Genomic DNA, 26,488 nt, shown 5'->3' on the forward strand with positions numbered 1-26,488 from the left:
TCTTCAGATGACTTAGCATGCCAGTAAGTTGTTTCGATCACAACTCATAATCGCAAACTTAAGGAGTAATAAATGAAGGTCAATTGGCAAGGTGTTTATCCAGCGGTCAGTACGCAGTTTCATTCGGATCAGTCGCTGGATTTAGATGCCAGTCAGCAGATGTTGGATCGGCTGATCAATGAGGGTGTGCATGGCATTATCGTCTGCGGTACCGTCGGTGAAAACTGCTCGTTATCCGCCGCTGAAAAACGTCAGGTGCTTACTGCAGCCCAAGAAGTGGTCAAAGGCCGGGTGCCACTGATTTCCGGTGTCGCCGAAACCACCACCGCCCTAGCAGCCAGTTATGCCAAAGATGCTGAAAAAATCGGCATTGATGGCCTGATGGTGTTACCGGGTATGGTGTATAAATCACAGCCGCATGAAGCCATTCACCATTTATTGCAAGTAGCGAAAAACACCGCACTACCGGTGATGGTCTATAACAACCCGGTGTCGTACAGCGTGGATATTTCGCTCGATAGTATGGCCATTCTGGCAGAGCAGCCGAATATTGTGGCGGTGAAAGAATCAACCGAAGATACCCGTCGCATTAGCGAGTTATACAACCGTTTTGGCGACCGTTTTACCGTGTTCAGCGGCGTCGATGATATTGCACTGGAAAGCCTGATGCTCGGCGCCACCGGCTGGATTTCTGGTTTAACCAACGTGTTCCCACAAGAATCAGTGGCCATTTATAACCTGGCCAAACAAGGTCGTTACGCTGAAGCTTTGACCATCTGGCGTTGGTTCTTGCCCCTGCTACGCCTCGATACCATTCCAACTTTGGTGCAATGCATCAAGCTGGCTGAGCAACTGGCTGGTCGTGGTTCAGAGACCGTACGCGCGCCAAGACTGCCTTTAACTGGTCTGGAGCGGCAGCGGGTGGAAACTTTGTTCGCCGAAGCCATACTCACGCGTCCTGACCTTCGCAAATTCAGTCAATAAAATTTAATACAAAAACAACTAAGACGCCCTGACTTTAGTTCCGGGCGTCATTGCCAGATCAGCAATTTGGCGTCAAACCAAGGTTTAAAATTAGGAGCAGTGATATGAAACAAGGCACGTTTTTTTGTATCGACGCCCACACCTGTGGCAATCCGGTGCGGTTGGTGACTTCAGGTCATCCGGCACTGCGCGGTAGCACTATGGGTGAAAAAAGGCTGGATTTTATCGAGCGTTTTGATTGGATCCGTCAGGCGTTGATGTTCGAACCCCGTGGCCACGACATGATGTCAGGCGCTTTTTTGTATCCGCCTTGCTCCGAAAACGCTGACTTTTCGATCTTGTTTATTGAAACCTCCGGCTGCCTGCCCATGTGTGGCCATGGCACCATCGGTACTGTCACCGCAGCATTGGAAGCCGGTCTGGTGAAACCTAAAATCGAAGGCAAACTGATCATCGACGTGCCTGCCGGGCAGTTGCAAGTGGAATATCAGCGCCAGGGCGATAAAGTTACGGCAGTGAAAATTTTTAATATTCCCTCTTTTTTATATGCCAAAGATGTCGAATTTGAAGCACCGGAACTTGGCTGGTTAAAAATGGACATCGCTTATGGCGGCAATTTTTACGGCATTATTGAACCTCAGGGCAAATTTAAAGGTGTTGATCAGCACAGTGCTGCTGAGCTTTTACGCTGGAGCCCACAAGTACGGGACGCAGCCCGCAAAGTCATAGATTGCGTGCATCCGCTAGACAACAAAGTACGCGGCTTGTCTCATCTGCTATGGACTGGCGTGCCCAAACACAGTTCATCCAGCGCCGCCAATGCGGTGTTTTATGGTGACAAAGCCATTGACCGATCGCCTTGTGGCACCGGCACGTCCGCCAGAATGGCGCAGTTATTTGCCAAAGATTTACTGCAGCCGGGGGATAAGTTCGTGCACGAAAGTTTTATCGGCAGTCAATTTACCGGCACCATCGAAGGCGTGACCGAAGTTGCCGGTATCCCGGCAATATTACCCGGTATCGAAGGCTGGGCGCAGGTGTTTGGCGCCAATCAAATCACCGTCGATGACAACGACCCTTATGCTTATGGTTTTCAGGTAATTTAATATGCAACCTACTAACACTTTGTTCCCTGCGCATACTGGTCAGCACTATCTGGCAGGTCAATGGCAAGCTTTAGTACCGGATTTTTTCCCTGCGATCAATGCCACAACTTTTGAAGCGATGCCATGGCGGTTTGCTGATTGTCAAAATGACGAACTGATCCAGGCCTGTCAGGCGGCAGCTGCGGCATTTATCGAATATCGCGCCCGCAGCGCCAAGGATCGTGCTGACTTTTTGCGGCAAATCAGCGCGCAGTTAAAAGAACACAGCGCAGAACTTTTGCAAGTCACCGCGCTGGAAACTGCTTTGCCGACAGCCCGGCTGCAAGGCGAACTGAACCGCACTTGTTTGCAACTGGAGATGTTTGCCAGCAATCTTGAAACAACGCTGCAAGCAGCCATTTGCCAGCAGCATGCAGATCCGCAAAGTACTCCGCCTAAAGCTGCGTTAACCCTGACGCAAATACCGCTGGGGCCAGTCGCGGTGTTCGCCGCCAGCAATTTTCCGCTGGCGTTTAGCGTGGCCGGTGGTGATACCGCCTCGGCGCTGGCTGCAGGTTGCCCGGTGATTGTCAAAGCACACAGCGCCCATCCGGCGACTAGTGAATGGGTGATGCGGGCGATTGAAAAAGCCATCCGCATTTGTAACATGCCAGCGGCCGTGGTGAGTTTGTTGCAAGCCAAGTCCTATGCCATCAGCCATCAATTGGTACAGCAGCCAGAAATTAAAGCAGCTGCTTTTACCGGCTCGATGCGGGTTGGCATGGCACTACGCCAATCCATCAATCAAAGACCTGATCCAATACCATTTTACGCCGAGCTTGGCAGCTTAAACCCGCAACTGATCTTGCCGGAACTTAGCAGCGAAGTTGCACCTGTATTGGCACAACAATTGGTGGCATCAACCACCGGCTCCGGCGGCCAGTTGTGTACCAAACCTGGCTTGTGGTTAGTGCCACAAACCGCTGCAGGCGAACAGCTGCTGGTAACTGCGACTGCAGCCATCAGCCAAATTCCTGCGCAAAGTTTATTGCACCCAGGCATTTTCCAAAGTTATCAGACGGGCGCAGAACATCGTGCCGAACATGCCACGTTGATTGCTAAAGGTGCCAGTGCTGAACGTCAGGCGCAGGCCCTGCTTTACAGTTGCACGTTGGCGGAATTTAAACAAAGACCCCAATTGCAGGAAGAAATTTTCGGCCCCTGCGCTTTGGCCATCCGCTACCAGTCGCTCGCTGAACTTGAAGACTTTGTTTCAACGTTGCCAGGCCAGCTCTGTGCATCCTTGCATGCATTTGACGCAACAAAGCCAGAGCACCAGCAACTTCGACAGCAGTTGGCTTACCACACCGGCCGATTGATTATCGGTCAGATGCCAACCGGCGTCGAAGTTTGCCCGGCAATGCAACATGGCGGCCCTTTTCCGGCATCGACTGACCTTCGCACTACCTCGGTTGGCCTTGCTGCATTGCAACGATTTTTGCGGCCGCTGTGCCAGCAAAATTATCCAGATCAGTAAGATAACGCTGTCAATGTCGAATTTTCCAGCAATCGCTGGTGAATTTTTAACAAAAGGCTGGCAGCGGCTAGCCTTTTTTTTGGTAGTCAGTACACTGGTTACATTTACTGGCAACCAAGAAAGTTATGGCACTCGAATTTAAAACCCGAACCCAGGTCGTCGTCGAAGCAATTCGCTCGCAAATTTTATCCGGTCAGATCAAAGCCGGCGAACCCTTGCGTCAGGCAGCCTTGGCTGAACAGCTGAATGTCAGCCGAATTCCAATCCGCGAAGCGTTACTGCAACTTGAAGCCGAAGGTTTAGTAAAGTTCGAACCGCATAAAGGCGCCACGGCCACTGAAATCAGTCCGGAGCTGATAGACGAGTTGTTTGAACTGCGGGCCTTACTTGAGGCCGATTTGCTGGCACGTTCTATTCCGCTGCTAACCGAAAACGATTTAAACCAGGCTGAACAAACATTGGCAAGGCTGGATGCTGCATTGCAAAGCCCTGATCACGCCAATCTATGGCCGACACTCAATACCGAATTCCACAGCTGTCTGTATAAAGCGACGCGGCCGCAAAGCTATGAAATTGTTGGTAATCTGAATAAAAATGCCGACCGTTATATCCGGATGCACCTGCAACTGGCTGGTGGCATTCAAAAAGCCAGCTCAGAGCACCAGCGGTTATTAGATTTGTGTCGTAAGCGTGATGTCAAAGGCGCTTGTGCTGAACTGACCAGCCATATTCTGCATGCCAAAGACGAAATTAAACAATTTCTGATGCGTCAGGGCAGTAATTAGGCTGTTGATTTGCAACAAATTGCATACCCGATGACAGTGCCAGTGTCCGATGACGCTGCGCTTATCGGACCTACGGCCTTTATCTACGAACTACTTTGATATGCATAATGGCGATGAAAGGTCAGGCATAAGCAGACCGTCTGTGGCATGGATGCCGCAGCATAGCCCCCATGGATGGGTTCACGGCGCGTCTGCGTTGCCTGTCCTTTCATCACCAAAGCTAACACCAATCCTCTATCCAAAAATCTTAATACAATCTTGATAACCCCCCACCCCGGCAAACAGTACCATTAACACATCCACCGCTGCCGTAACGTCCCCCATGAGTACAACATTTTATCCCGAGCTTGCGAAATCCACCCATAGCCGTTTTTTAATATACCGGGTACTGGGTTATTTATTGCTGATGCTGGCTGGTATCAAAATGGCCGCAGTTTTGGTGGCAGTTTTTTACCACGAAAGTATTTTCTGGGTGTTTTTAAGCAGTGCCACTGGTACCGCAGTTGTTGGTTATTCGCTGGTGTACAAAGGCCGTTTTGCCAGTGACATGAAAAGTCGGCAGTTGTTTTTATTGACCACGTTAAGTTGGCTCAGTCTCTGTTTGTTTGCGTCTATTCCAATTTGGCTGATTTTGCCCAACTGCAGTTTTACCGACGCCTGGTTTGAAACCGTTTCCGCCGTTACCACTACCGGCTCGACGGTCTTTGCCGGTTTAGACCATATGCCAAAAGGCCTGTTGTTCTGGCGCGCCGTGCTGAACTGGATTGGCGGCATCGGGATTATTGTGATGGCAATTGCGGTGTTACCGGCGCTGAAAATCGGCGGCATGCGGTTATTTAAAACCGAAAGTTCCGACACCTCAGATAAAATTTTGCCACGTAGCTCCAGCTTATCGACGGCCATCGCGCTGGTTTATTTGGTGCTGAGCGTCTGCACCATGCTCAGTTATTATGTGGGCGGCATGACCGGGTTTGACGCCATCACCCACGCCATGAGCACCGTTGCCACCGGCGGTTTCGCCAATTACGACGCATCATTTGGTGTCTACAAATCACAACCCCATATTTATTGGATCAGCAGCTTTTTTATGCTGGCCGCTGCGCTGCCATTTGTACTTTTTGTCAGTATGGTGAAAGGCCATCGCCAGGCCTTGTGGCTGGATCCACAAGTGCGGGCGTTTTTGAGCATTGTACTGGTAGCGACTCTGCTGCTGACCTTCTACCAGGTGAGCCAGAACGACCGGAACTGGTTTGATGCTTTGACCCACAGCTTGTTTAATGTGGTGTCGATTATCACCACTTGTGGTTATGCCTCAGAGGACTATACCTTGTGGGGCAACCTCGCCATTATGCTGTTTTTTTACCTGACCTTTGCCGGCGCATGTTCGGGCTCGACTTCTGGTGGCTTAAAAATCTTTCGCATCCAGTTGGCGGCGTTATTACTGGTCAAACAAATGAAATTACTGGTACATCCCAAAGCAGTCTGGGTTCAAAAATATGGTAATAAAACTGTGGATGATCAGTTGCTTGGCACAGTGTTGGCGTTTTGTTTTGTTTACTTTGCCACTATCGCCTTTCTGGCGATGGCGTTATCCTTTTATGATTTAGATTTAGTCACCGCAGTCACCGGTGCTGCGACGGCTGTCGCGAATGTCGGCCCAGGTCTTGGCAGCATTATTGGCCCGGCCGGTAATTTTTCCAGTTTGCCGGATGGTGCGAAATGGTGGTTAAGTCTGGGGATGTTGATGGGCCGGCTGGAAATTCTGACCTTGCTGATTCTGTTTACTCCTTCTTATTGGCGTTATTAACATGACCTTATTTACATGACTTGGTTTGCTCGCGAAAAATTAGGCAAAACAACGGCACTGGCTGGCACTGTGGTCATTCCGGTATTGATTACCGTACTGCTGTTGCCACTGCGCGACTTTATCAGCCCGACCGACGTCGCTATGCTGCAATTGGTGTGGATTGCCTGGATGGCGCAGCAATTTGGTAAAAGCTGGGCTATCGCGACAACGGTGCTTTGTGTTGGCTTACTGAACTGGTGTTTTGTCGCGCCTTATTACACCTTGCACGTCGACGATTCCAGCAATCTGATTAGTTTTCTGGTGATGTTAAGCTTAGGTATTTTTATCAGCTATCTGTCGGATCAAAATCAGCGCCGCCTGCATAAAACCCGCCTCGCCATGTCGCAAATGCGCGCTATGTATATGCTGGCTAAAGGCGTGAATTCCTACAGTGACTGGTCGGCGCAGTGCCAATATGCAGCAAGGCTGCTGACCCGCCGTTTAAAAGCGACCGTGGTATTGGAACCCAGTGCAACACCGCCACAGCAAGTTGTCGGTCAGATAGTATTGCCACTGGGCCAACCAAAAGTTGCAGGCTGGATGCTACTGCAACAAGATGTGTATCGACGCCATCAGCCGCTCATTCATGCCGCACAGTCGCTGCTCAGCCAAAGCGCCAGTAACGTGCAACTGCAACAACAAGCACAACAACAACAGTTGCAGATGGAACTGGAGCAACACCGCGCCATGTTGCTGCGCTCGTTATCCCACGATTTACGCACCCCACTCGCTACCATTATGGGTGCTTCCAGTATGCTGGCCGATACTGATGTGCCGCTAACTCTTGATCAGCGGCAGCAGCAAGCCGCCAATATTTATCAGCAAAGCAAATTGCTGGACTTACATTTTGAAAAAGTGCTGGAGCTGAGTAAAGCGCAGCTAAGTAGCGACAGCCTGCAGTTTACAAGCTTTAGCTCTGACGAACTGATTGCCGGGGCACTGGCCCGCAGGCCGGACTTAACCGCAATAGTGCGGGCAGATTTTCAACTCTGCGCACCGCTACAGCTATCCGGTAACCTTGATTTACTGGAAATCGCGCTGGCCAATATGCTGGAAAACGCGGTGAAATATGGCCAGGCACCTTTTGAATTGCAACTGAGTGCGCAAACTCAGTCATCCACCGGTCAATACAGCCTGCAGCTCAGCCATCCGCTGGCGTCGCAAAACAAAGCAATACCGGATCGCAGCCATGGTTTAGGGACTTTAATTTGCCAGACGGTGGCAGCTTTACATCAGGGGCAATTCCGGTTGCTGTTGCCCACTTCTGTGCATGCGGCAACTCAGGTCAACGCAACATTGGAGTGGCGTGCATGACTTTACAGGCATTGATTATTGAAGACGATCTGGCGGTACAGAGTTTTTTGCAGACCTTATTACAAAGCCAGAATTTTCACCTACAAAGTACCGGCAGCGGCCAGACCGGACTACAGATCCTGAGCAGCCAGACTTTTGATTTGGTATTGCTGGATTTAGGTCTCGCCGATCTGGACGGCCAACAAGTGCTGCAACAGCTTCGCCAGTGGACCGCAGTGCCGGTGATTGTGATTTCGGCGCGTGGCAAAGAGCAAGACAAAATTCAGGCACTGGACGCTGGCGCCAACGACTACATCACCAAGCCTTTTAGTGCCGGCGAGTTATTGGCACGCATTCGAGCGGCTTTGCGCCAACATCAGGGCACAGTGCAAACCTTGCAGTTTGGTAATGTGCTGATTGACCCGGTACAACGGCAAATCAGCAAAGGCGGCGTCCCGCTGCACCTGACCAAAACCGAATATGATATTTTGATGTTGTTATTACGTCATGCTGGGAATGTATTGACCCACAATCAGATTTTGCGCCAGGTCTGGGGCGAAATGTATCAGGGACGGCCAGAGTATGTGCGGGTGCATGTGGCCACACTGCGGCAGAAAATCGAAGATAATCCGGCAACGCCACAGTTCATAAAAACCGAGGCTGGCGTAGGCTACCGTTTTAACAGTCAATAAGCCATCAGCGTCATAAAGCTATATGCTGCCGTACCCGTTCAGCTAAACCCAAACCCGCCTCTGACATCGTCAAATAAGTGTGGTCGGCGCCGGCGGCAATAATGGCGCCGGCTTCATCTGAATGCATGCTATGCGACACAATCAAACCCACAAAACCGGCGTCGCGCAGTTTTCGCGCGGCAATTAGTTTTGCTTCCAAATCGCTCATACACAGCATCACCGCTTTCAGATTACCTAACTGCAAACCATGCCAGAACACCTGATCTTCAGCGTCAGCAAAAAAAACATTATTACCGAGCGCCTGATGCTTAATGACCCGCGCCGGATCCGAATCCAGCGCCGCCAAATGGGTTTTATGCTGCAAATATTGATAAGCGGCAGTGCCGGTGCGGCCCATGCCCATAATCAACACTTCGGCATCGCCCAAGGATACCGGCTGTTCATCCGGGTGATGAATATTACGCTCAAACGGAATAAGCCTGGATGCCCAGCGCTCGTATAAGGGGTGGGCATAACGATTGAGCGGCGCTGACACCACAAAGGACAATGCTACTGTTAATGCCAGTGGGATCAAAAACTGCGGCATCGCCACACTCGCAACGATTAACGCAAATTCGCTGTAGTTGGTCAGTGTCAAACCAGTTAAAAAGGCACTGCGGGCCCGTAGTTTAAACATAATCAACAAGCCAAAAAACAACGCACCTTTGACCGGCAACAGCAACGTCATCAACGCGGCAAATAACCAGGCTTGTTGATCCGGTAACCCACCGAGGCCAATATTTAAGAAAAAACCAACCAGGAAAAACTCTTTTAAACCCCACAGCGTTTTGGAAAGCTCACCTGCTCTGGAATGGCTGGATAACAGCGCCCCAAACACCAAAGCGCCAAGTTCGGAACTTAAGCCCACCAGATGGAAACCGCCGCCACCCAGCACCACGGCCAGTAATACGCCGAACAAAATCTGTAAATCGTCATGACCGGTTAAATCCATCAGCTTAAACAGCAGCGGTTTTAACAACGGGATGGCAAAGACTAATAATGCCCAGGGCGATGGCGCGACGCCTTGCGAAAAGCTCATCAGCCCCATCGCAAACAAATCCTGCATAATTAAAATACCAACCGCCACCCGGCCGTGGAAAGCACGGATTTCCCGCTTTCCTTCCAGTACTTTTGCTGCCAGCACTGTGCTGGAAAACGCCAGCGCCGCGCCCAGCATCAAGGCGTGAAACCAATTTGGTTCAAAAGATAGGTAGATGATTGGCGCGTATAAAATAGCGGAAACCACAAAATGCAGCACACTGCCGCCCAGCACTTCGGGTTTGCCGAGACTTCTGACATTCAGTTTTAAACCAACAGTAAACAACAGTAGCAACACGCCAAGATGGGCGACGTGGTCGATAATACTTTTGCCGGTAGGCGGCAATTGCAGTTCAGCAGCGTTCAGGGTAATCACAAAACCGGCGGCGAGATAACCAATCAGCGGCGGTAAGCCGATGAGCCGCACCAACATGCCAAGACTAAAGGCAAAACCAATCCAGACTGCTTCTAATAACATAATACTCCTTGCATGCTTACAATAGCTGCACTGCCAGTTTGATTGGGTTCTGTGATATAGAGTAGGTTATTTTAGGCTGGGAATATTTTATCCAGCAAGCATTTGGCAGCAACAGCAGCGGCGTGCTTGCGCTGGATCAATTTACTGCCCTTGTTGTCACTCCAATCGAATTTTGCGTTGTAAAGCCAATTTAGCTTTGGCCTGCTGCCACTCACTTTGGGTAATGGCACTGGTTGGTTGATGCGCTTCGTTATCAACTTTGCTTTTTCGTTCGGCCAAATGAGCGATGATCTGTAATTGCTCAGCATCGGTTCTTTTATTCCAATCAACGATTTCCTCGATATGGCGATAACAACCGATGCAAATTTTGTCGCTGTTGAGCTTACAACTGGCGATACAAGGTGAATCCATTTCGCTTCACAACCCTCATTACTTTTTACACTTTCCAGCCTGTCTCCGGCAAATATACCGCAAAGCTGCGCAATCGACAGTAGTTTGTCGGTTTTGCCGGGTAAGTCAGCGCAGGCAACGTCAAAAGCTCTGCCCAAACTCAGCTATCTGTGGCAAGTTAAGCTGTTATTAAAAACTTAAAACCAAGTCGCCGACTACAGGCGATCTTAATTCAAATCAACATCCCCATCTGAGGAACATCGATGAAATCATGGCAATTCAGCCTGCTGGCCCTGGCCGTCAGCAGCAGCTTTACCCTGCAAGCCGCCGACACTAAAGCCGACACCGACAGCAAAAAACCAGAGTGGAACGTCAATAAGCCACAAGGCCAGTTTAAAACCATCAATATTAAAACTGAAACCGGCACCTGGATGAACCTGGATATCAGCCCGGATGGCAAAACGGTGGTGTTTGATTTGCTGGGTGATTTATATTCGATGTCGATCAATGGCGGTACACCAAAACAACTGACCAATGATATCGGCTGGCAGATGCAGCCGAAATTTAGCCCGGATGGCAAGTATATTGCCTACACCAGCGATGAAGGTGGTGGCGATAATATCTGGGTAATGAACGTAGATGGCAGCAATGCCAAAGCCGTCACCAACGAGACTTTCCGCTTGCTCAATAGCCCAGACTGGAGCCCGGATGGCGAGTTTATCGTCGCCCGCAAACACTTTACCAATACCCGAAGCCTGGGCGCCGGCGAAATCTGGCAATACCATAAAACCGGTGGCAGCGGCGTAATGTTGACCGAAAAAGCCAATGACCAAAAAGACTTAGGCGAACCGGCCTTTTCGCCGGATGGTAAATATGTCTACTTCTCGCAAGACAATACGCCAGGCAACACCTTTCACTACAGCAAAGACTCCGAGCAAGGCATTTATGTGATTAAACGCTTTGAACGCGAAACCGGCAAAATTGAAGTGTTGCTGGAAGGTGCCGGCGGCGCTGTCCGGCCTACGCCATCACCGGATGGCAAAAAACTGGCATATATCCGCCGCGTCGATTTCAAAACCACGTTATTTATCTATGACTTAGACTCAGGCGAACAGACTGAATTGTATAGCGAACTTGATCGCGACATGCAGGAAACCTGGGCCATTCATGGCGTATACCCAACGTTAAGTTTTACTCCGGACAATAAAAATATTGTGTTCTGGGCTGGTGGCAAAATTAAGACCCTGACTTTGGCCGACAAATCAGTCAAAGACATCGCCTTTAACATCAATACCGAAAAACAAATTCAGACCGCAGTGCGCGTAAAGCAAGAGCTGGATCAAGAGCAGATTGACGTGAAAATGCTGCGGTTTGTGCAAGCTTCCCCGGATGGCAAAACCATTGTCTATTCGGCGCTTGGCCATTTGTATCAGGTCGATGCTAAAGGTGGCACACCAAAACGCCTGACTAAACAAAACGACGAATTTGAGCTGTATCCACAGTTTTCACGCGACGGTAAAAAGCTGGTCTATGTCAGCTGGCATGATCAGAATCAGGGCAAAGTAAAAGTACTGGATTTACGCAGCGGCAAAGTGACTGACGTCGTCAAAGCTCCGGGCAAATATGTCGAACCAACTTTTAGCCCGGATGGCAGCACCATCGTGTTCCGCAAAGGCGGCGCCGGTAGTTTGCTCGATAAAAAATGGTCGTTAAACACTGGTTTGTATGCAGTAAAAGTGGCTGGTGGCGAGCCAACGCTGATTAGCCGCAATGGTTATGCACCGCATTTTTCTGATCGCAACGACCGCGTGTTCGCCCAGGATTTTGGCGCCTCGCCAACTTTACTGAGCATCGATTTAGCCAAACAGACCCAACGTACGTTATATAGCGCCAAATACGGCACCGAATTTAAAGTATCGCCGGATGGCAAGTTTGTCGCTTTTGCCGATCGCTTTAAAGTTTATGTGACACCTTTTGCAGAGCGTGGCGCGGTGATTGATATTGGCGGCTCGGATACCCAGTTCCCGGTGAAACAATTGTCGGTGCGTGCTGGCGAAAACATCAGCTGGAGCGGTAATAGCCAACAGCTGTACTGGAACTTAGGGCCAGAGCTTTATCATGCTGATATTAATCAAGTGTTTGCGATTGAAGGCAAAAAAGACTTCACCGCTAAAAATGGCCTGAACATTGGTTTTAAAGCTGACGCTTACAAACCTGAAGGCGTGGTGGCGTTCACTGGCGGCCAGGTCATTACCATGAATGGCGATACCGTCATTCAGGATGGCGTGGTGATCGTCGAAAACAACCTGATTAAAGCCGTTGGCAGCAAAGCCGAGGTGCAAATTCCATCAGGTGCTAAAGTGATTGATATCACTGGTAAAACTATTATGCCGGGCTTGTTTGATGCGCACGCGCACGGTGGACAGGGTGTGAATCAGCTTATTCCACAGCAAAACTATGCCAACTACGCCAGTTTAGCGCTCGGTGTCACCGCCATTCACGACCCGTCGAATGATACCCAGGAAATTTTCACCGCCAGCGAACTGCAAAAAACCGGTGCAATCGTCGGCCCGCGGATTTTCTCTACCGGCACCATTTTGTACGGTGCTTATGGCCCGGGTTACACCTCGCATGTTGATAGTCTGGACGATGCCAAGTTTCATTTAGAGCGGCTGAAAAAAGTCGGTGCGTTCTCGGTGAAAAGCTACAACCAGCCGCGACGGAATCAACGCCAGCAAGTCATTCAAGCGGCGCGGGATCTGGACATGATGGTAGTGCCGGAAGGTGGTTCACTGCTGCAGCATAACTTAAGCATGGTGGTCGACGGCCATACCACGCTGGAGCATTCACTGCCGGCGGCCAAATTATACGACGACGTGAAACAGTTATGGCAACAAAGCGGCACCGCTTACACCCCAACGCTGGTGGTGGCTTATGGCGGCATTTGGGGCGAAAACTACTGGTACGACAAAACTGAAGTGTGGAAACACCCACGTTTAAGCAAATTTGTACCGATGGACGAATTACGGCCACGCAGCATGCGCCGCCCGACTGCGCCTTTGCATCACTATAACCATTTCAGCATCGCCAAGTCGGCGAAGGAGCTGAGTGACTTAGGCGTCATCACCAATATCGGCGCGCACGGCCAGCGTGAAAGTTTGGGTGCACACTGGGAAATCTGGATGTTTGCCCAGGGCGGTATGACACCGCTGCAAGCACTAAAAACTGCCACCATTAACCCGGCAAAAACCTTTGGCATGGACCATCAATTAGGGTCGCTGGAAGCAGGCAAACTAGCAGACTTAATTGTGATCGACGGCAACCCGCTCGCCAATATTCAGGACAGCGACAAGGTATCGATGACCATGGTCAACGGCCGTTTATTTGACGCCGCCAGCATGAATGAGCTAAATGGCAAAGAAACTAAACGTTTGCCGTTTTATTTTGAAGCGCGTGAATAAGGGTTAGTACGAATCTCATCCCATGAAAAAAGGCCTGCAACAGCGATGTCGCAGGCCTTTTTGTTCGAGATTCTTAAGATCCAACGTTGTGGCAGATTATGGTTTTTTCGGTTGTTTCGCTGATAACTCTTCGTAGCCACCAGCGTTTTGCACCTTGGTATAACCCAGTTCTTTCAGCGCTGCTTCGGCAAGTCCGCTACGCCGGCCAGAGCGGCAATACAACTTAATTTCAGCATTTTTATCTTGGGTGACCGAACCAATTTTACTGCTGATCTCGGTATGGACAATATTGACTGCGCCAGGCAAATGTCCTTGGCTAAATTCCTCACTACTACGCACATCAATCCAAATGGTTTCGGCCAGTGCACTGCCACTGACCATGGCCGTCAGCAACAAAGCCAGAACCAGACCACACTTTTTAGATATAGGCATCAAACACTCCTTACTTAGTTGGATCTGTAATGCTGTTAAGATCATGCAGAGGGTAGATTAACACCTTACAATTCTATCATAAGTTAATTCTAATGTTATTTGCCTGAGGATCAGACACAGACTGCAACCCCACTCTCACTCCTTATTAAATTGCTAGGCGTCCTGAATTGTTTTCCGGTTATTCGGATCCTGGGCATTATTTTGTCAGCCTGAGATTCTTTTTCAATCCATGACGAAGTCGTCACTGGATCATCATTAGGCCGTCACTGGCACCAACATATTCAAATCTTTAAACTCACCAACCGAAGCAGCTATCACTTCACGGGCGATGGCGGTTTGTTCTTCGCTGTGGGTTTCAACCACCAGTACCACATCACCATGTTTGATCGCGGCCATAATCAAATCGGCAAATTGGCCCTGAGGTTCGCCGCTGCCGGCCGATGCGCCAACCACAGCACCGGCGACTGCGCCAAGACTGGCGCCCCAGCCTAATAACATCAATGGCGCTAACACTGGGGCTGCGACAAACAAACTTACATTAGCCGCGACTAAAGCGATGGTGGTCAGGCCGCCAAGACCGGTGCCGACAGCGGTGCCAATAGCACCATCTACCAACATATCTTTGAGCACCACATTACTTTTTGCTAAAGGATCAGGCGCCAGAGGTGAATCGGCGTCGCCGCTGTAAATCTGCAGTTGGGCGGCGCTGAAGCCACGTTGCGCTAACGTACTCATGGTGGACTCAGCCGGAGCAAGGTTGGTGAAAAAGCCTGAAACATGATGCCGGTAAGGGGTCATACAATTCTCCGGAGGCAGCGCTGAAGTGTTCAGCCATTGCTCGCAGACTAACAAAAACACCAACCTTCGTCTGTGCGTAACCGAACTCAGCAAAATTAAACCGGCGCCTGCGACTCTTGCTTCGCGGTGATCAGCGGAGGAAACCAGCGCAGCCGCAGCTGTTTTTCAACTTCCAGTATCAGGTAAAACAACACGCCAATACCAAGGATCATCAGGCAGCCTTGCCAGCCGATAGCTTCAGTACCAAACACCGGTTGCAGCAAAGGAATGTAGGTAATAGCCAGCTGTGCGACCATCACCAGTATCACCGTCAGCCATACCACTTTGGTACCTTTGAGCAACTGCCAGTTCAGCACACTGCTGCTCATATTGCGCACGTAAAACAGGTGAAACACCTCCAGCACCACCAGCATATTCAGCGCCATGGTGCGGGCCAGCTGTTCGCTGCCACCTTGCGCTATCGCATACCCAAAGACCACATAAACAGCAGCACAAAACAGCAGTGCGACCAGGATGATGTGCCAGACCAGGCTGCGATTGAGCAAACTGGCATTGCGATCTCTGGGCGGTTGTTGCATGCTTTGTGGCTCGGCGGGTTCAAAGGCCAGCGCCAGACCTAAGGTCGTTGCAGTGATGAGGTTAATCCATAAAATCTGCACGGCAGTAATGGGCAACGTCCAGCCAAACAATAAGGCGAGGATCACGGTTAAGGCTTCGCCGGCATTGGTTGGTAAAGTCCAGCGGATCACTTTGGTGATATTGGCATAGACAGTCCGGCCTTCCTGCACGGCAGCAACAATAGAGGCAAAATTATCATCCGCCAGCACCAGATCGGCGGCTTCGCGGGCTGCGGCACTGCCTTTGTCGCCCATTGCAATACCAGCGTCGGCACGTTTTAGCGCGGGCGCATCGTTCACCCCATCGCCGGTCATCGCGACCGTCAGGCCATGCGATTGCAAAGCCGTCACCAAGCGTAGTTTGTGCTCCGGACTGGTACGGGCAAATACATTACAACTAAGCGCCTGCTGCTTTAATTCGTCGTCCGACAAACTATCCAGATCGACACCGGTTAGCACCTGCGCCGGGTTTTCTAAGCCAATTTGACTGGCGATGGCCGCTGCGGTTTTGACATGATCGCCGGTGATCATTTTGACCACAATGCCAGCCGTGGCGCATTCTTTAATGGCCGCAATTGCTTCGGGTCTTGGTGGATCGATCAGGCCGGTCAAACCCAGCAGCGTTAGTTGGCCAATCTCAGCCAGTTTGAGTTCGGATAAGACGCTTTGCTGCGGCTGACAGGCAAACGCCAACACCCGTAAGCCTTGTCCTGCCAGACTATCTATCTGTTGTTGCCAGTAACCAAGGTCCAGTGCGACTTGACTACCGTCGGCCTGCCGCTGCGCGGTACACAAGGCAAACACCGCTTCCGGCGCGCCTTTGATATAAAGCTGCTGCGCATCACCCTGTTGGTGCAAAGTTGCCATCCAGCGGTGCGCGGCATCAAATGGCAGCGTCTCCAACCGTGGCTGTTGCGTTTTGATGTCTTCCCCAGCGCCCGCTTTTGCGGCAAACGCCAATAACGCCACTTCCATTGGATCGCCTTCGCCGCGCCACTGGTCGTCTTGCTGCTGCAATTGGGCATCGTTGCAAAGCAAAGCGGCCATGGCAATCTGCTGTAGCGCCTGATCTGGCGCTATGGGTTTAACCTGCTTAGTCTTGTCTGAATTTACCGGCTTTAATGTGCCAACCGGAGCATAACCCTCGCCAACAACTTCCAACACCTGAGCGGCCGTTTGCACCACGGTCACCCGCATTTCGTTACGGGTTAAAGTACCGGTTTTGTCAGTACAAATCACCGAAACCGCGCCTAAGGTTTCAATCGATGGTAATTGCCGGACAATCACCTGACGTTTCGCCATCGCTTGCACGCCAATCGCCAGGGTGATGGTCATCACCGCAGGTAAACCTTCCGGAATAGCTGCCACGGATAACCCCACCAACAGCACAAAGAGATCTGCCAACAGGTACTCACCAAAGGCATAGCCGTAGCCCAGCAGCAATAAAGCGATGATTAGAATAAACCCGGTCAGACGGCGGGCAAAACTGTCCATTTGCTGCACCAGAGGCGTGCTTAGAGTATCGACTTTATCCAGCAGCTCACTGATCCGGCCCATCTCTGTTTGCTTACCGATACCGACCACCCAGCCTTGCCCCTGCCCGGTACTGATTAACGTGCCGGCATACAGCATGTTCTGCCGATCGCCCAATGCGGCTGCCGCCTCCACAACCGCCAAATCTTTAGCGCTTGGCAACGATTCGCCGGTCAACATCGCTTCTTGTACGGTCAGGCTATTTGCAGCAAACAAACGGATATCAGCCGGTACTTTGTCGCCGGCTGCCAACAACACCACATCACCGGGCACCAATTGGCTGGCTTCAATGCTTTGACGGTTGTTATCACGAAGGACTGCCGCCTGCGGCGCCAGTAGCTCCCGAATGGCATTCATGGCTTGTTCGGCTTTGCCTTCCTGCAGATAACCAACCAGCGCATTCGCCAGCACCACCGCGATAATCACCCCGGTATCGACCCAGTGTTGTAATAACGCTGTGATCAGCGCCGATGCCAATAGGACGTAAATCAGCACATTGTGAAACTGACTGAACAACCGCCGCCAATTGCTGCGAATTTCCGCCACCGGTAAACTGTTTTCACCGTATTGGCTTTGTAAGGCTGCTATCTCTGCAACCGCCAAACCGTCAGTTCCGGTTTTTAGTTGTTCTGCGACTGCTTCTGCCGCCATGGCATGCCAATGCAGCTTTATCTGTTGCGGGTCTGCGGCAGCAGGTGTGACTGATGATGTCATAAAGCACGGCGTCCTCGTAAATAGCACACAACAAATCCCTGTGGATCCGCCAGGTCAAATGTTCCCAAAAACACCCTAACACACCTTCAGATCTCGTCTGTCTGATAGCGCTCACAGTCCCGCTCTGCCACAGGCCTTTTCACAACGCCAGCCGAAAAGCGTTCTGGACAAGCGCGCTACAGCTGACATACTCAGTCGTATACCACGCTTTGTTAAATGGCCTTTATGTTGAAGTTATGTCGTCTCAGTTGCTGGTTCAGTGGTGTCGTATTGCTGGGTATTTTGGTATGCAGCACGGCGCTGCAAGTTCAGGCCAAAGAACAGGCGAAAATCCGTTTTAGTTCACTGGCGGATGAATTCCCGAATGCGCCGGTGACCAGCTTTACCATGGCACAGGATCAGCAGGGTTTTATCTGGCTGGCCAATCAGTTAGACGGTTTACAGCGTTTTGATGGTTATCAGTTGGAAGCTTTTCATTTGTTAAAAGCGGCCGCGAGCGAAGAGCTGAGTATCAGTACCGTGCTGGTGGATGATAAAGACCGGCTCTGGGTTGGCACCTGGGGTTATGGCCTGGTGATGCTGGCGCCAGATCGCCGTACTCAGCAACACTGGCAGCTGGCCGGCAGCCTGGCCCAACCAGCGAATGGCCAGCTTGGCAATCTGGATCAAATTCAGGCGACTTTTCAGGATCAACAACAACGCCTCTGGGTTGGCACCACCGCTGGTGTGTATTTTATTGACCCACAACTACAACGCCAGCAATTACCTCCCGCGCTTCTCCAACTATTTGAAAAATTACGGATCTGGCAAATCAGCCAAAGTAGCGATGGTGAATTGTGGTTTGCAACATCGGCTGGCATGGTACAAGTCAGCGTCGACTTAACCCGGCAGCGGATTTGGTCGATGCAGGATGTCGATTACCCGGGCAAAACCAGTCGTTATCTGGAAGTGCGCACGCTATTGCCGGTGGCAGGCGGAGTCTGGCTTGCCAGCAGCGATGGCTTGTTTTTACTGGAACATAGCAGTCAAACTATCAAACCGCTGCCACATCACCAGGCGCAGGTTGCCCGCAGTAATACGCTGGCGCTGAGCCCGAAAGGCCAGTTGTTAATCGGCACCAGCGACGGTTTATATCAGCTACAGGCGCCTTTTAGCTATCGCCAGCAACTACAGAAACTGCTGCATGCCGTCGATGTCAGGGATGTGTTGTCCGATCCAAATGGGCTGATTTGGTTAGCAACCCGCAACCGTGGCGTGTTTACATTAAGTGTGCGGCAAGACCGTTTTAATCTGCTGACCGACGAGCAACAACGTTCCCATTTTGAACAAGGTTTACACCGTATCGCCAGTCAGTATTATCACCGTGGCACTTTGTGGCTGGGGCTGGAACAACATGTCCTCAGTTTTGACATGGAGCAAAAACAATGGAAAATGCATCCATTTCCGGAAGATAGTCAGGTCCGTCTGGTCACTGGCCTGACAGTTGATCCGTCCGGCGACACCTGGGCTGCCACCAATGCTGGTTTATTCCGGCTGGAAGGCAAAAAAGGCTTTATCAAAGAAATCCGACCTTTTTCTCTACTAAACAATGAGGTAGACATCAGCCTGATGTCATTGAGCCATAGTAGCGATGGCACTTTAAATCTGGGATTGTGGCAGCATGGCCTGATCCGCTGGCAGCCGCAAACGCCGGATCAACCTGGGCAGCAGTTCGACATCGCCCGGCATCAATCGGATGGCATTCAGCAAAGTGCGGTATCCCCGGACGGCCTGATCTGGCTGACCAGCGCCAGCAGTGGCTTGTATCGCTTTGATCCTGAAGATCAAAGCATTCGCCAATTCAACACCGCCACCAGTTCATTGCCAGTGCTGCCGACCAATAACTTACCCTGCGTCGCGGCCCCCACGAACCACGAAATCTGGTTGTGCAGTGACCGCGGTTTGTTAAAGCTTAACCCGGAAACACAGCAACTCACACAATGGACCACCGCTGATGGTCTGCCGGATCAACGCGTCATCGCCATCGAAGCACGCTCGGCAGATAGTTTATGGCTGACCACCCGCCGTGGTCTTGCACAACTGCAGTACGCCAACCAAAACCAGCCACAGCAAATCCGCAGTTTTGTCGAACAGGATGGTATTCCGTCGTTATTGCTGGAACCTCGCGCCTTAACCTCGGACGCCAACGGCAGTTTTTATCTTGGCACCGCCAAAGGAGTGCTGAGTTTTTCCCCCAAAGATTTGATTGCGCCGAAGGTGACCGCCAAACTGGCGTTGTCGGCATTACAACTGGATAATCATCGTTATTGGCAAGTACAATCGTCCGAACAACAACCACTGCGTATTCCTGCCGGGCACAAAATGCTCAACTTCAGCTTTAGTCTGCTCGATTTTGAACATAGTAAATTCCACCAGTATCGCTATCGTTTACGTGGCTTAAGTGACGAATGGCGGCATCAATCGCATCAGAATTCGGCCAGTTTCAGCCATTTACCTCCCGGACGTTACACGCTGGAAGTGGAAGTAGTTTCGGCGAGTAACCCGCCACCGCCACTGCGGATTTATCTGCAAGTGAACCGGCACTGGTGGATGTACAAACTGGTTTGGCTGCTGGCCAGTCTGACAGTACTGGTGCTGGTTGCACTGGTGATCCGGCTACGGCTACAACGACTACAACGCATCGCAGGCAAATTAAACAAACTAGTCAGTGAACGCACCTCAGAACTGGCGCAGGCCAATCAACAGCTGGCGTTACAGGCACGCACCGATTTTCTGACCAAACTACCGAACCGGCTGGCTTTTGATGAGTATTACAAGATGATCCAACGTCAGCGTAGCCGCAATTTTGAGCCGTTAACGCTGGTGATGATCGATATTGATTATTTTAAGAAAATCAACGACAACTACGGCCATGAAGCAGGTGACATCGTGCTCGCAACTATCGCCGCCATCCTGCAACAACGATTACGGCAGCAGGATATTCTGGCGCGTTTTGGCGGTGAAGAATTTGTGCTGCTGCTGCCCGACACGTCCGACACCGGCGCAGTGATTATTTGTGAGATGTTACGGCTGGCACTGCAACAACAGATAATCCAATATCAACAACACCAAATCAGCGTAACCGCCACTTTTGGCGTCGCCGAGCTCGATTTACAAAATCAGGATCTGCGCTACTGGCAAAATGCCGCCGACGAAGCGCTGTATCATGGTAAAGCGCAAGGCCGCAATCAAGTGGTGTTGTATGCCGATTTACATCCACCTATGCCGGATGTGGAAAAAGAACCACAGCGCTAACAGGTCGAATTTTCTAACCGATGATGCTCTTTAATCTGGTAATTAAACGATTAAATCGCATGAAGTGACAGATTTAATGAGCTAATGCCAATGCCCTGTTAAAGGTAAGCTGATGTGGAACTATGACTTTAACTCAAAGTTAAAGCGCACCACGCACTGACTTAACCAGGATATTTTGATGCAACTTCAACCGGCAATTTTTTTTGGCCATGGCAGTCCGATGAATGCCATCGAGCAGAATCAATGGACTGCCGGCTGGCAGCAATTAGTGGCAGATTTAGCAGGTGCACACCGACCCAAAGCCATTTTAATGATTTCGGCGCATTGGTATGGCCCAGGCTTGAAAATAACCGCGCAGCAATCTCCTAAAACCATTCACGATTTTGGCGGTTTTCCACCGGCGCTATTTGCCAAACAGTATCCGGCGCCTGGTGATCCAGCCTTCGCGGCTGCCATTATCGAACAGTTAAAACCACTTGAAATCAGCGCCGATCACCATTGGGGTTTTGACCACGGCAGCTGGTCGGTGTTATGTCATGCCTTTGCCGATGCGGATATTCCGCTGTTGCAGTTATCCATCGATAGCCGCCAAGCAGCGGCATGGCACTTTGCTTTGGGTCGGCAACTGGCGTTTTTACGTGAACAAGGGGTGCTGATTTTGGGCTCAGGGAATATTGTGCATAACCTGGCTAGAATCGACTGGCACGATGGCCCACCGCCGCTCGCAGCACAGCAATTTGCTGGCTTTGCCCGCCAGGCACTCCTGGCAAGGGATTGGCCAGCGCTGATCAACTATCAAACCCAAGGCGCAGCTGCCCGGTTTGCGGTGCCGCATCCGGATCATTATTTGCCGCTGTTGTATGTGATAGGCGCTAGTTTGCAGTCAGATGAAATCACCTTTAGCAACGATGCCCTGACTTATGGCAGTTTGGATATGTTGTCGGTGCGCTTTGGGTAAGCCTGTTACAAGTCCGTCTGTTATAAGTCAGCCAGCTTTTTCAGCTGAGTTAAGCGCTCGACACTCTGCTCAATCTCAGCAAGCTTCACTGGCTGTTGTTGCAAAGTGACGGCCAGTTCATCAGGCATTGCCGCCGGTACCGGCAACAGTTGCAACACGATGGCGTGCATGGCAGCCAGCAACAAGTAGCCGACAGGCAACCAAACAACTGTTGGCACTTTGCGTTTGATCACGGTACTGGTCATTTTGTTGTTGCCTCCGGTTTTGCCTTAGCTTGCGGTTTTGCCTTGGCGGGCGCAGGATGCAACCAGGCACGAATGTCTTCCCGCCACTGCGCTTTTTCGGCAGGTTCTAACTGGCGGCTGGCCCAAAAACCATATTTGAGTTTTTTATCCGATTTCAGTTCCAGCATAATCCGGTCTTTGCCTGGTACTAAATCATGAAACTCTAAGTCACCCCGTTTCAGCGTCGAGGCATATTTCAGCACCAATGCCTGAAATTCTGGTGTCAGGCCTTTTGGGGCATAAAGCTCAATCCGGCATAAATTATTGCGACACTCAGAATCGAGAATACGCAGCTGATTGTCGGTCACATTTTGCGCCAGATGCGCAATCATAAATTCGGTGGCTTCCGCCCACTTCTCATCCCGCGCTTGCGATGAAAAAGTCGCGTTGTCGGCGATCAGCTGCTGTTCCAGCCGACGCAGTTTATCCAGTTCCAGCTGTGCTTGTAACGCAGGTAATACCGCTTCGCCATGCTTTTGATAAAACGCCAGTAATGACTTTAGTGGCGGTTCGGTTTCCACGGTTTGCGATGTCAGTAGTTGCAGTTGCCAGTATGGAGTGACCGATAGCGGCATTAGAAGGTATAAGGCAGCACCAAGTGCAACAAGACGCCAGCGTGGCAATTGTTGCAGATAATGAGAAGCACAACGGGCGAACTTCAGCAGATCCCGCCACCAAGCGCCACTTTTCAGATAGACCCAACCTGCCTTGCCGTAAGCTGGCAAATTCTTCAAATGAAACTGAATAAAATTAATAACTTGCACCCGGTGCAGTGGCCACTTCATGTCAAACTTATTCCGAAAAACTAAAACGCCACCATGCTAGCACAGGACGATAAAATTGAGTTACGACAGTAAAAACGTAGGTGCGATAAGCGCAGCGCCATCGCACGCAGGTGTTCCGCGATGAATGGTGGGTGGCGCTTCGCTTACCCACCCTACCTCAATGTCCTAATCTGGCAAACACATCAATCATCAAGTCTGTTTCGCGCTGATTTCATGAGCATTTACCTTCACTTCACAGCTATTTTGCTTTTGAAGCCGGACCTTTGGCTTTACCCTGATTAAAAGACGCTTGACCGGAGGATTTACCGGTTTGTTGCTGCTTTTTAATCAGTGCTGCTTTCACTGGGTTCATCCCGGTATGTTTAGTCACCGCAATCTGGCCACCCGGTTTGGCTTTTTGTTTTAGCTCATCCCTGGTTTCTTCCGGCACTAAACAGGTTTTGCCTTTGCCGATAAGTTTCGCTAATCCCATATTACGCAAAGCTTCGCGGATCATTGGCCAGCCTTTTGGATCATGGTAACGCAGTAAGGCTTTATGCAAGCGGCGTTGGCGCTCACCTTTGGCCACCGGTACTTTTTCACTGTTGCCTTTAAGGTTTTTCAGCGAATTGAGTTCGGTATGGTAAATGGTGGTGGCATTGGCCATCGGGCTTGGATAGAAGTTTTGAACTTGATCCAGCCTAAAATCCCGCTCCTTGAGCCACAACGCCAGATTCACCATATCCTGATCTGTGGTACCAGGATGCGCCGAAATAAAGTACGGAATAAGGTACTGCTCTTTTCCGGCCTCTTTACTGTACTTGTCGAACATGGCTTTAAATTTGTCATAAGCGCCCATGCCGGGTTTCATCATCTTCGACAATGGCCCTTCTTCGGTATGCTCTGGAGCAATTTTTAAATAACCACCGACATGGTGCTGCACTAATTCGCGCACATAATTTGGATCTTCGACCGCTAAGTCGTAACGTACACCAGACGCCACCAGCACTTTTTTCACACCGGTAATTTTGCGCGCCGCGCGGTATAAATCAACCGTTGGGCTTTGGTCGGTGTCCATATGTTCACAAATGGTTGGATACACGCAGGATGGCCGGCGACAAGTTTGTTCGGCTTTCGGGTTTTTACAGCGTAATTTGTACATATTGGCGGTTGGGCCACCTAAATCCGAGATCACGCCGGTAAAGCCAGGCACTGTGTCACGGATTTGCTCAATTTCTTTGAGGATAGATTCTTGCGAGCGGCTTTGAATAATCCGCCCTTCGTGCTCGGTAATAGAGCAAAACGAACAGCCACCAAAGCAGCCGCGCATAATGTTGACCGAGGTTTTGATCATCTCATAAGCAGGAATTTTTTCTTTGCCATACACCGGATGCGGCACCCGCTTGTACGGCAGACCAAATACACCGTCCATTTCTTCAGTGGTCAACGGATAAGCCGGTGGATTGACCCAAATATGCCGATCGCCATGGCGCTGAAAAATCGCCCGCGCGCAGCCAGGATTGGTTTCCTGATGCAAAATCCGTGAAGCATGCGCATACAAAGGTTTGTTGACGCTGACCTGCTCAAACGCCGGTAGCTTGACGTACGTTTGCTCCCACGGCTTTGGCTTGGCCGGTTGCACCATAATTGGTTTGGCTTCAACAATTTGCGGCTGGGTTAAATCGATGCCTTCTTTGGCAAATTCGGAAAAAGTGCCACAACCAACATCATCCGCACCATAAGGGTTTGGAATAGGGTCAATTTTGCCGATTTTATCAATGGCGGTGGAATCCACGCCACGCCAGCCTGGCAACGGCTCTTTGCGAATAACTGCGGTGCCGCGAATGTCCTGCATGGTGTCGAAAGTCTCACCCGCCGCTAACCGATGCGCCACTTCCACCAATGGCCGCTCGGCGTTGCCGTAAATCAGAATTTCCGCTTTGGCATCAAACAAAATCGAACGGCGGACTTTTTCCTGCCAGTAATCGTAGTGGGCGATGCGGCGTAAACTGGCTTCAATGCCACCAATCACTACCGGCACGTCTTTGTATGCTTCTTTACAGCGCTGCGAATACACCAGCACGGCGCGATCTGGCCGCTTGCCACCGATATCGCCCGGGGTATAAGCATCATCGTGCCGCAGTTTTTTATCCGCGGTGTAGCGGTTGATCATCGAATCCATATTGCCGGCAGACACCCCAAAAAACAGATTGGGTTTGCCAAGCGTCATAAAAGCGTCTTTGCTGTTCCATTCCGGCTGGGCTATGATGCCAACCCGAAAGCCCTGACTTTCCAGCATCCGGCCAACCACCGCCATGCCAAAACTCGGGTGATCGACATATGCGTCACCCACTACCAGAATAATATCGCAGCTGTCCCAGCCGAGTTTTTTCATTTCCTCGCGTGACATCGGCAAAAATGGCGCCGTGCCATAACATTCAGCCCAGTATTTAGGATAAGAAAACAAATCGCGATCGGCGGCCATGCGGGCGACCGGTGCTGATTTACGTGAGGCTGGTACTGGAGTTTGCATCAAAGTTGTTGCTCAGTTAGGACGTATTTAAGGACTTTCGAAAATAGCCGAGCATTATAGTCAAGTATTGCTGCGAATGGAACCTTTGCCGCCATGCGGCCGCCCGATGCGACTTTAGGCTGTCGTTGGCGATTGTTTCCAATCGTTACTGTTTTTTCGAAAATAACAAGGTAAAACTTTTACCGGCAGCATCGCTGACATGCACCTGCAGCTGCTGATTTTCTGTCGCACGCTTTGCTGTTTGTTCTGGTGCGGACTGTTTCAATATATATTCAAGCTGTTTTGGAAAATCATGCGCCATATTCACGAACTTCAGACGCCCGGCTGTGCATTCTTCCAGTTTAAAAGCTACGGGTAACGGGTTATGCGCCACCTTCGCCAGATAAAAAATCTGTTGCTGCATTTGCACCAAACGCAGACTTTCCTGCTGCTTCACTTTGCCATCAGCCGCTATCGTCTGACCTTCACCTTCAAAAGTGTCGGCACTTAGTACTTGCCAACGTTCAAGCACAGTTGATTTGCCCATACTTGCCTGCCATTCACCACTGAGCCAGGTTAATTGTTCCAGCGTACAAGTAGCCTGCACCGCTGAGAACTGCAAACACAGCGCTGATAAAACCATATAGCGCCAGTGCTTTAGACATTGCATGATTTGTTTTCCTTGGATTATTGATTGTGCGTTATCTGCTGTTTTTTCGAAGGACAGCTGCCGTTTTGCCGATATCAACAGGTGACGAGGTTCATTATTGGCCAAGGCATTAGATCCGGCAAGCAGCCGCAGTAAGGTCGCCGTCGGTGGTTTTTTGTTATTTATTGATGAATTTTTTAACAAAAACACGAACATCGGTTGTAGCCATATTTTCAGCATCCAGTTACAATCCAATGCCATTTAGCCGCTGCTAATTTTCAAATCTCAAGTTTAGCTACAGCTAT

Annotated in this window: 19 protein-coding genes; 10 read left to right on the forward strand and 9 right to left on the reverse strand. The window is 50.6% G+C overall.

Annotation, left to right across the window (positions count from 1 at the left end):
• Window positions 1–72: 72 nt before the first annotated feature.
• The 7 genes from A5320_RS14875 to A5320_RS14905 all read left to right on the forward strand — a co-directional run bounded on the left by A5320_RS14875 (window position 73) and on the right by A5320_RS14905 (window position 8,222).
• Complete coding sequence (locus A5320_RS14875; protein WP_068066273.1) at window positions 73–984, forward strand: dihydrodipicolinate synthase family protein; 912 nt, start codon at window positions 73–75, stop codon at window positions 982–984.
• A 104-nt stretch (window positions 985–1,088) separates the two neighbouring features.
• On the forward strand, window positions 1,089–2,090 hold the full coding sequence (locus A5320_RS14880; RefSeq protein ID WP_068066276.1) for a 4-hydroxyproline epimerase: 1,002 nt from the start codon (window positions 1,089–1,091) through the stop codon (window positions 2,088–2,090).
• Window position 2,091: 1 nt separating this feature from the next.
• Complete coding sequence (locus A5320_RS14885) at window positions 2,092–3,606, forward strand: aldehyde dehydrogenase (NADP(+)) (RefSeq protein WP_068066278.1); 1,515 nt, start codon at window positions 2,092–2,094, stop codon at window positions 3,604–3,606.
• 125 nt (window positions 3,607–3,731) lie between these two features.
• Window positions 3,732–4,391 (forward strand): GntR family transcriptional regulator, encoded by a 660-nt coding sequence (locus A5320_RS14890; RefSeq protein WP_068066281.1) that lies wholly within the window; start codon window positions 3,732–3,734, stop codon window positions 4,389–4,391.
• Window positions 4,392–4,713: 322 nt separating this feature from the next.
• Window positions 4,714–6,198: a TrkH family potassium uptake protein gene (locus A5320_RS14895; RefSeq protein WP_068066284.1), complete on the forward strand. Its 1,485-nt coding sequence runs from the start codon at window positions 4,714–4,716 to the stop codon at window positions 6,196–6,198.
• A 15-nt stretch (window positions 6,199–6,213) separates the two neighbouring features.
• A complete protein-coding gene (locus A5320_RS14900; RefSeq protein ID WP_068066287.1) occupies window positions 6,214–7,551 on the forward strand; it encodes a sensor histidine kinase in 1,338 nt (445 codons plus the stop codon).
• Window positions 7,548–8,222 (forward strand): response regulator, encoded by a 675-nt coding sequence (locus tag A5320_RS14905; RefSeq protein WP_068066290.1) that lies wholly within the window; start codon window positions 7,548–7,550, stop codon window positions 8,220–8,222. The genes A5320_RS14900 and A5320_RS14905 overlap by 4 nt, the downstream gene beginning before the upstream one ends.
• 10 nt (window positions 8,223–8,232) lie before the next feature.
• Here A5320_RS14905 and A5320_RS14910 read toward each other — a convergent pair whose 3' ends face one another.
• Together A5320_RS14910 and A5320_RS22460 are read right to left on the reverse strand one after the other, a co-directional pair.
• A complete protein-coding gene (locus A5320_RS14910) occupies window positions 8,233–9,777 on the reverse strand; it encodes a cation:proton antiporter domain-containing protein (protein ID WP_068066293.1) in 1,545 nt (514 codons plus the stop codon).
• 71 nt (window positions 9,778–9,848) lie between these two features.
• On the reverse strand, window positions 9,849–10,325 hold the full coding sequence (locus A5320_RS22460; RefSeq protein WP_442966056.1) for a hypothetical protein: 477 nt from the start codon (window positions 10,323–10,325) through the stop codon (window positions 9,849–9,851).
• A 105-nt stretch (window positions 10,326–10,430) separates the two neighbouring features.
• Here A5320_RS22460 and A5320_RS14920 point away from each other — a divergent pair, with 105 nt between their 5' ends.
• Complete coding sequence (locus tag A5320_RS14920; RefSeq protein WP_068066299.1) at window positions 10,431–13,628, forward strand: amidohydrolase family protein; 3,198 nt, start codon at window positions 10,431–10,433, stop codon at window positions 13,626–13,628.
• Between the two features lie 96 nt (window positions 13,629–13,724).
• Here the strand turns inward: A5320_RS14920 and A5320_RS14925 are convergent, their stop codons facing one another.
• The 3 genes from A5320_RS14925 to A5320_RS14935 form a co-directional block, all read right to left on the reverse strand.
• Window positions 13,725–14,060, reverse strand: a complete 336-nt coding sequence (locus tag A5320_RS14925; protein WP_157605885.1) for a rhodanese-like domain-containing protein — start codon at window positions 14,058–14,060, stop codon at window positions 13,725–13,727.
• Window positions 14,061–14,315: 255 nt separating this feature from the next.
• Entirely contained in the window at window positions 14,316–14,858 is a 543-nt protein-coding gene (locus A5320_RS14930) for a hypothetical protein (protein ID WP_068066302.1), read from the reverse strand.
• 95 nt (window positions 14,859–14,953) lie between these two features.
• Window positions 14,954–17,722 (reverse strand): cation-translocating P-type ATPase, encoded by a 2,769-nt coding sequence (locus tag A5320_RS14935; protein WP_068066305.1) that lies wholly within the window; start codon window positions 17,720–17,722, stop codon window positions 14,954–14,956.
• Window positions 17,723–17,950: 228 nt separating this feature from the next.
• On the opposite strand from A5320_RS14935, the gene A5320_RS14940 reads away from it, so the two are divergent.
• Window positions 17,951–21,016: a ligand-binding sensor domain-containing diguanylate cyclase gene (locus tag A5320_RS14940; protein ID WP_197490129.1), complete on the forward strand. Its 3,066-nt coding sequence runs from the start codon at window positions 17,951–17,953 to the stop codon at window positions 21,014–21,016.
• Window positions 21,017–21,194: 178 nt separating this feature from the next.
• Complete coding sequence (gene ygiD / locus A5320_RS14945; protein WP_068066310.1) at window positions 21,195–21,974, forward strand: 4,5-DOPA dioxygenase extradiol; 780 nt, start codon at window positions 21,195–21,197, stop codon at window positions 21,972–21,974.
• 20 nt (window positions 21,975–21,994) lie between these two features.
• Here the strand turns inward: ygiD and A5320_RS14950 are convergent, their stop codons facing one another.
• The 4 genes from A5320_RS14950 to A5320_RS14965 all read right to left on the reverse strand — a co-directional run bounded on the left by A5320_RS14950 (window position 21,995) and on the right by A5320_RS14965 (window position 26,204).
• Window positions 21,995–22,219, reverse strand: coding sequence for a hypothetical protein (locus A5320_RS14950; protein WP_068066313.1), 225 nt, complete (start codon window positions 22,217–22,219; stop codon window positions 21,995–21,997).
• A complete protein-coding gene (locus A5320_RS14955; RefSeq protein WP_068066316.1) occupies window positions 22,216–23,043 on the reverse strand; it encodes a hypothetical protein in 828 nt (275 codons plus the stop codon). The genes A5320_RS14950 and A5320_RS14955 overlap by 4 nt, the downstream gene beginning before the upstream one ends.
• 238 nt (window positions 23,044–23,281) lie before the next feature.
• Window positions 23,282–25,507 carry a YgiQ family radical SAM protein gene (locus A5320_RS14960; protein WP_082971819.1) on the reverse strand — a complete coding sequence of 742 codons (2,226 nt, stop codon included), beginning with the start codon at window positions 25,505–25,507 and terminating at the stop codon, window positions 23,282–23,284.
• 193 nt (window positions 25,508–25,700) lie between these two features.
• Window positions 25,701–26,204 (reverse strand): DUF6265 family protein, encoded by a 504-nt coding sequence (locus A5320_RS14965; RefSeq protein WP_157605888.1) that lies wholly within the window; start codon window positions 26,202–26,204, stop codon window positions 25,701–25,703.
• Between the last annotated feature and the right edge of the window lie 284 nt (window positions 26,205–26,488).

The sequence above is a fragment of the Rheinheimera sp. SA_1 genome, from assembly GCF_001669775.1.
Classification (GTDB): domain Bacteria; phylum Pseudomonadota; class Gammaproteobacteria; order Enterobacterales; family Alteromonadaceae; genus Pararheinheimera.

Excerpts from the sequence above, each read along its gene's own strand:
- A5320_RS14875 (WP_068066273.1), top strand. The coding sequence starts at position 73 with ATGAAGGTCAATTGGCAAGGTGTTTATCCAGCGGTCAGTACGCAGTTT.
- A5320_RS14880 (WP_068066276.1), top strand. The coding sequence starts at position 1,089 with ATGAAACAAGGCACGTTTTTTTGTATCGACGCCCACACCTGTGGCAAT.
- A5320_RS14885 (WP_068066278.1), top strand. The coding sequence starts at position 2,092 with ATGCAACCTACTAACACTTTGTTCCCTGCGCATACTGGTCAGCACTAT.
- A5320_RS14890 (WP_068066281.1), top strand. The coding sequence starts at position 3,732 with ATGGCACTCGAATTTAAAACCCGAACCCAGGTCGTCGTCGAAGCAATT.
- A5320_RS14895 (WP_068066284.1), top strand. The coding sequence starts at position 4,714 with ATGAGTACAACATTTTATCCCGAGCTTGCGAAATCCACCCATAGCCGT.
- A5320_RS14900 (WP_068066287.1), top strand. The coding sequence starts at position 6,214 with ATGACTTGGTTTGCTCGCGAAAAATTAGGCAAAACAACGGCACTGGCT.
- A5320_RS14905 (WP_068066290.1), top strand. The coding sequence starts at position 7,548 with ATGACTTTACAGGCATTGATTATTGAAGACGATCTGGCGGTACAGAGT.
- A5320_RS14910 (WP_068066293.1), bottom strand. The coding sequence starts at position 9,777 with ATGTTATTAGAAGCAGTCTGGATTGGTTTTGCCTTTAGTCTTGGCATG.
- A5320_RS14920 (WP_068066299.1), top strand. The coding sequence starts at position 10,431 with ATGAAATCATGGCAATTCAGCCTGCTGGCCCTGGCCGTCAGCAGCAGC.
- A5320_RS14925 (WP_157605885.1), bottom strand. The coding sequence starts at position 14,060 with ATGCCTATATCTAAAAAGTGTGGTCTGGTTCTGGCTTTGTTGCTGACG.
- A5320_RS14930 (WP_068066302.1), bottom strand. The coding sequence starts at position 14,858 with ATGACCCCTTACCGGCATCATGTTTCAGGCTTTTTCACCAACCTTGCT.
- A5320_RS14935 (WP_068066305.1), bottom strand. The coding sequence starts at position 17,722 with ATGACATCATCAGTCACACCTGCTGCCGCAGACCCGCAACAGATAAAG.
- ygiD (WP_068066310.1), top strand. The coding sequence starts at position 21,195 with ATGCAACTTCAACCGGCAATTTTTTTTGGCCATGGCAGTCCGATGAAT.
- A5320_RS14950 (WP_068066313.1), bottom strand. The coding sequence starts at position 22,219 with ATGACCAGTACCGTGATCAAACGCAAAGTGCCAACAGTTGTTTGGTTG.
- A5320_RS14955 (WP_068066316.1), bottom strand. The coding sequence starts at position 23,043 with ATGAAGTGGCCACTGCACCGGGTGCAAGTTATTAATTTTATTCAGTTT.
- A5320_RS14960 (WP_082971819.1), bottom strand. The coding sequence starts at position 25,507 with ATGGCCGCCGATCGCGATTTGTTTTCTTATCCTAAATACTGGGCTGAA.
- A5320_RS14965 (WP_157605888.1), bottom strand. The coding sequence starts at position 26,204 with ATGCAATGTCTAAAGCACTGGCGCTATATGGTTTTATCAGCGCTGTGT.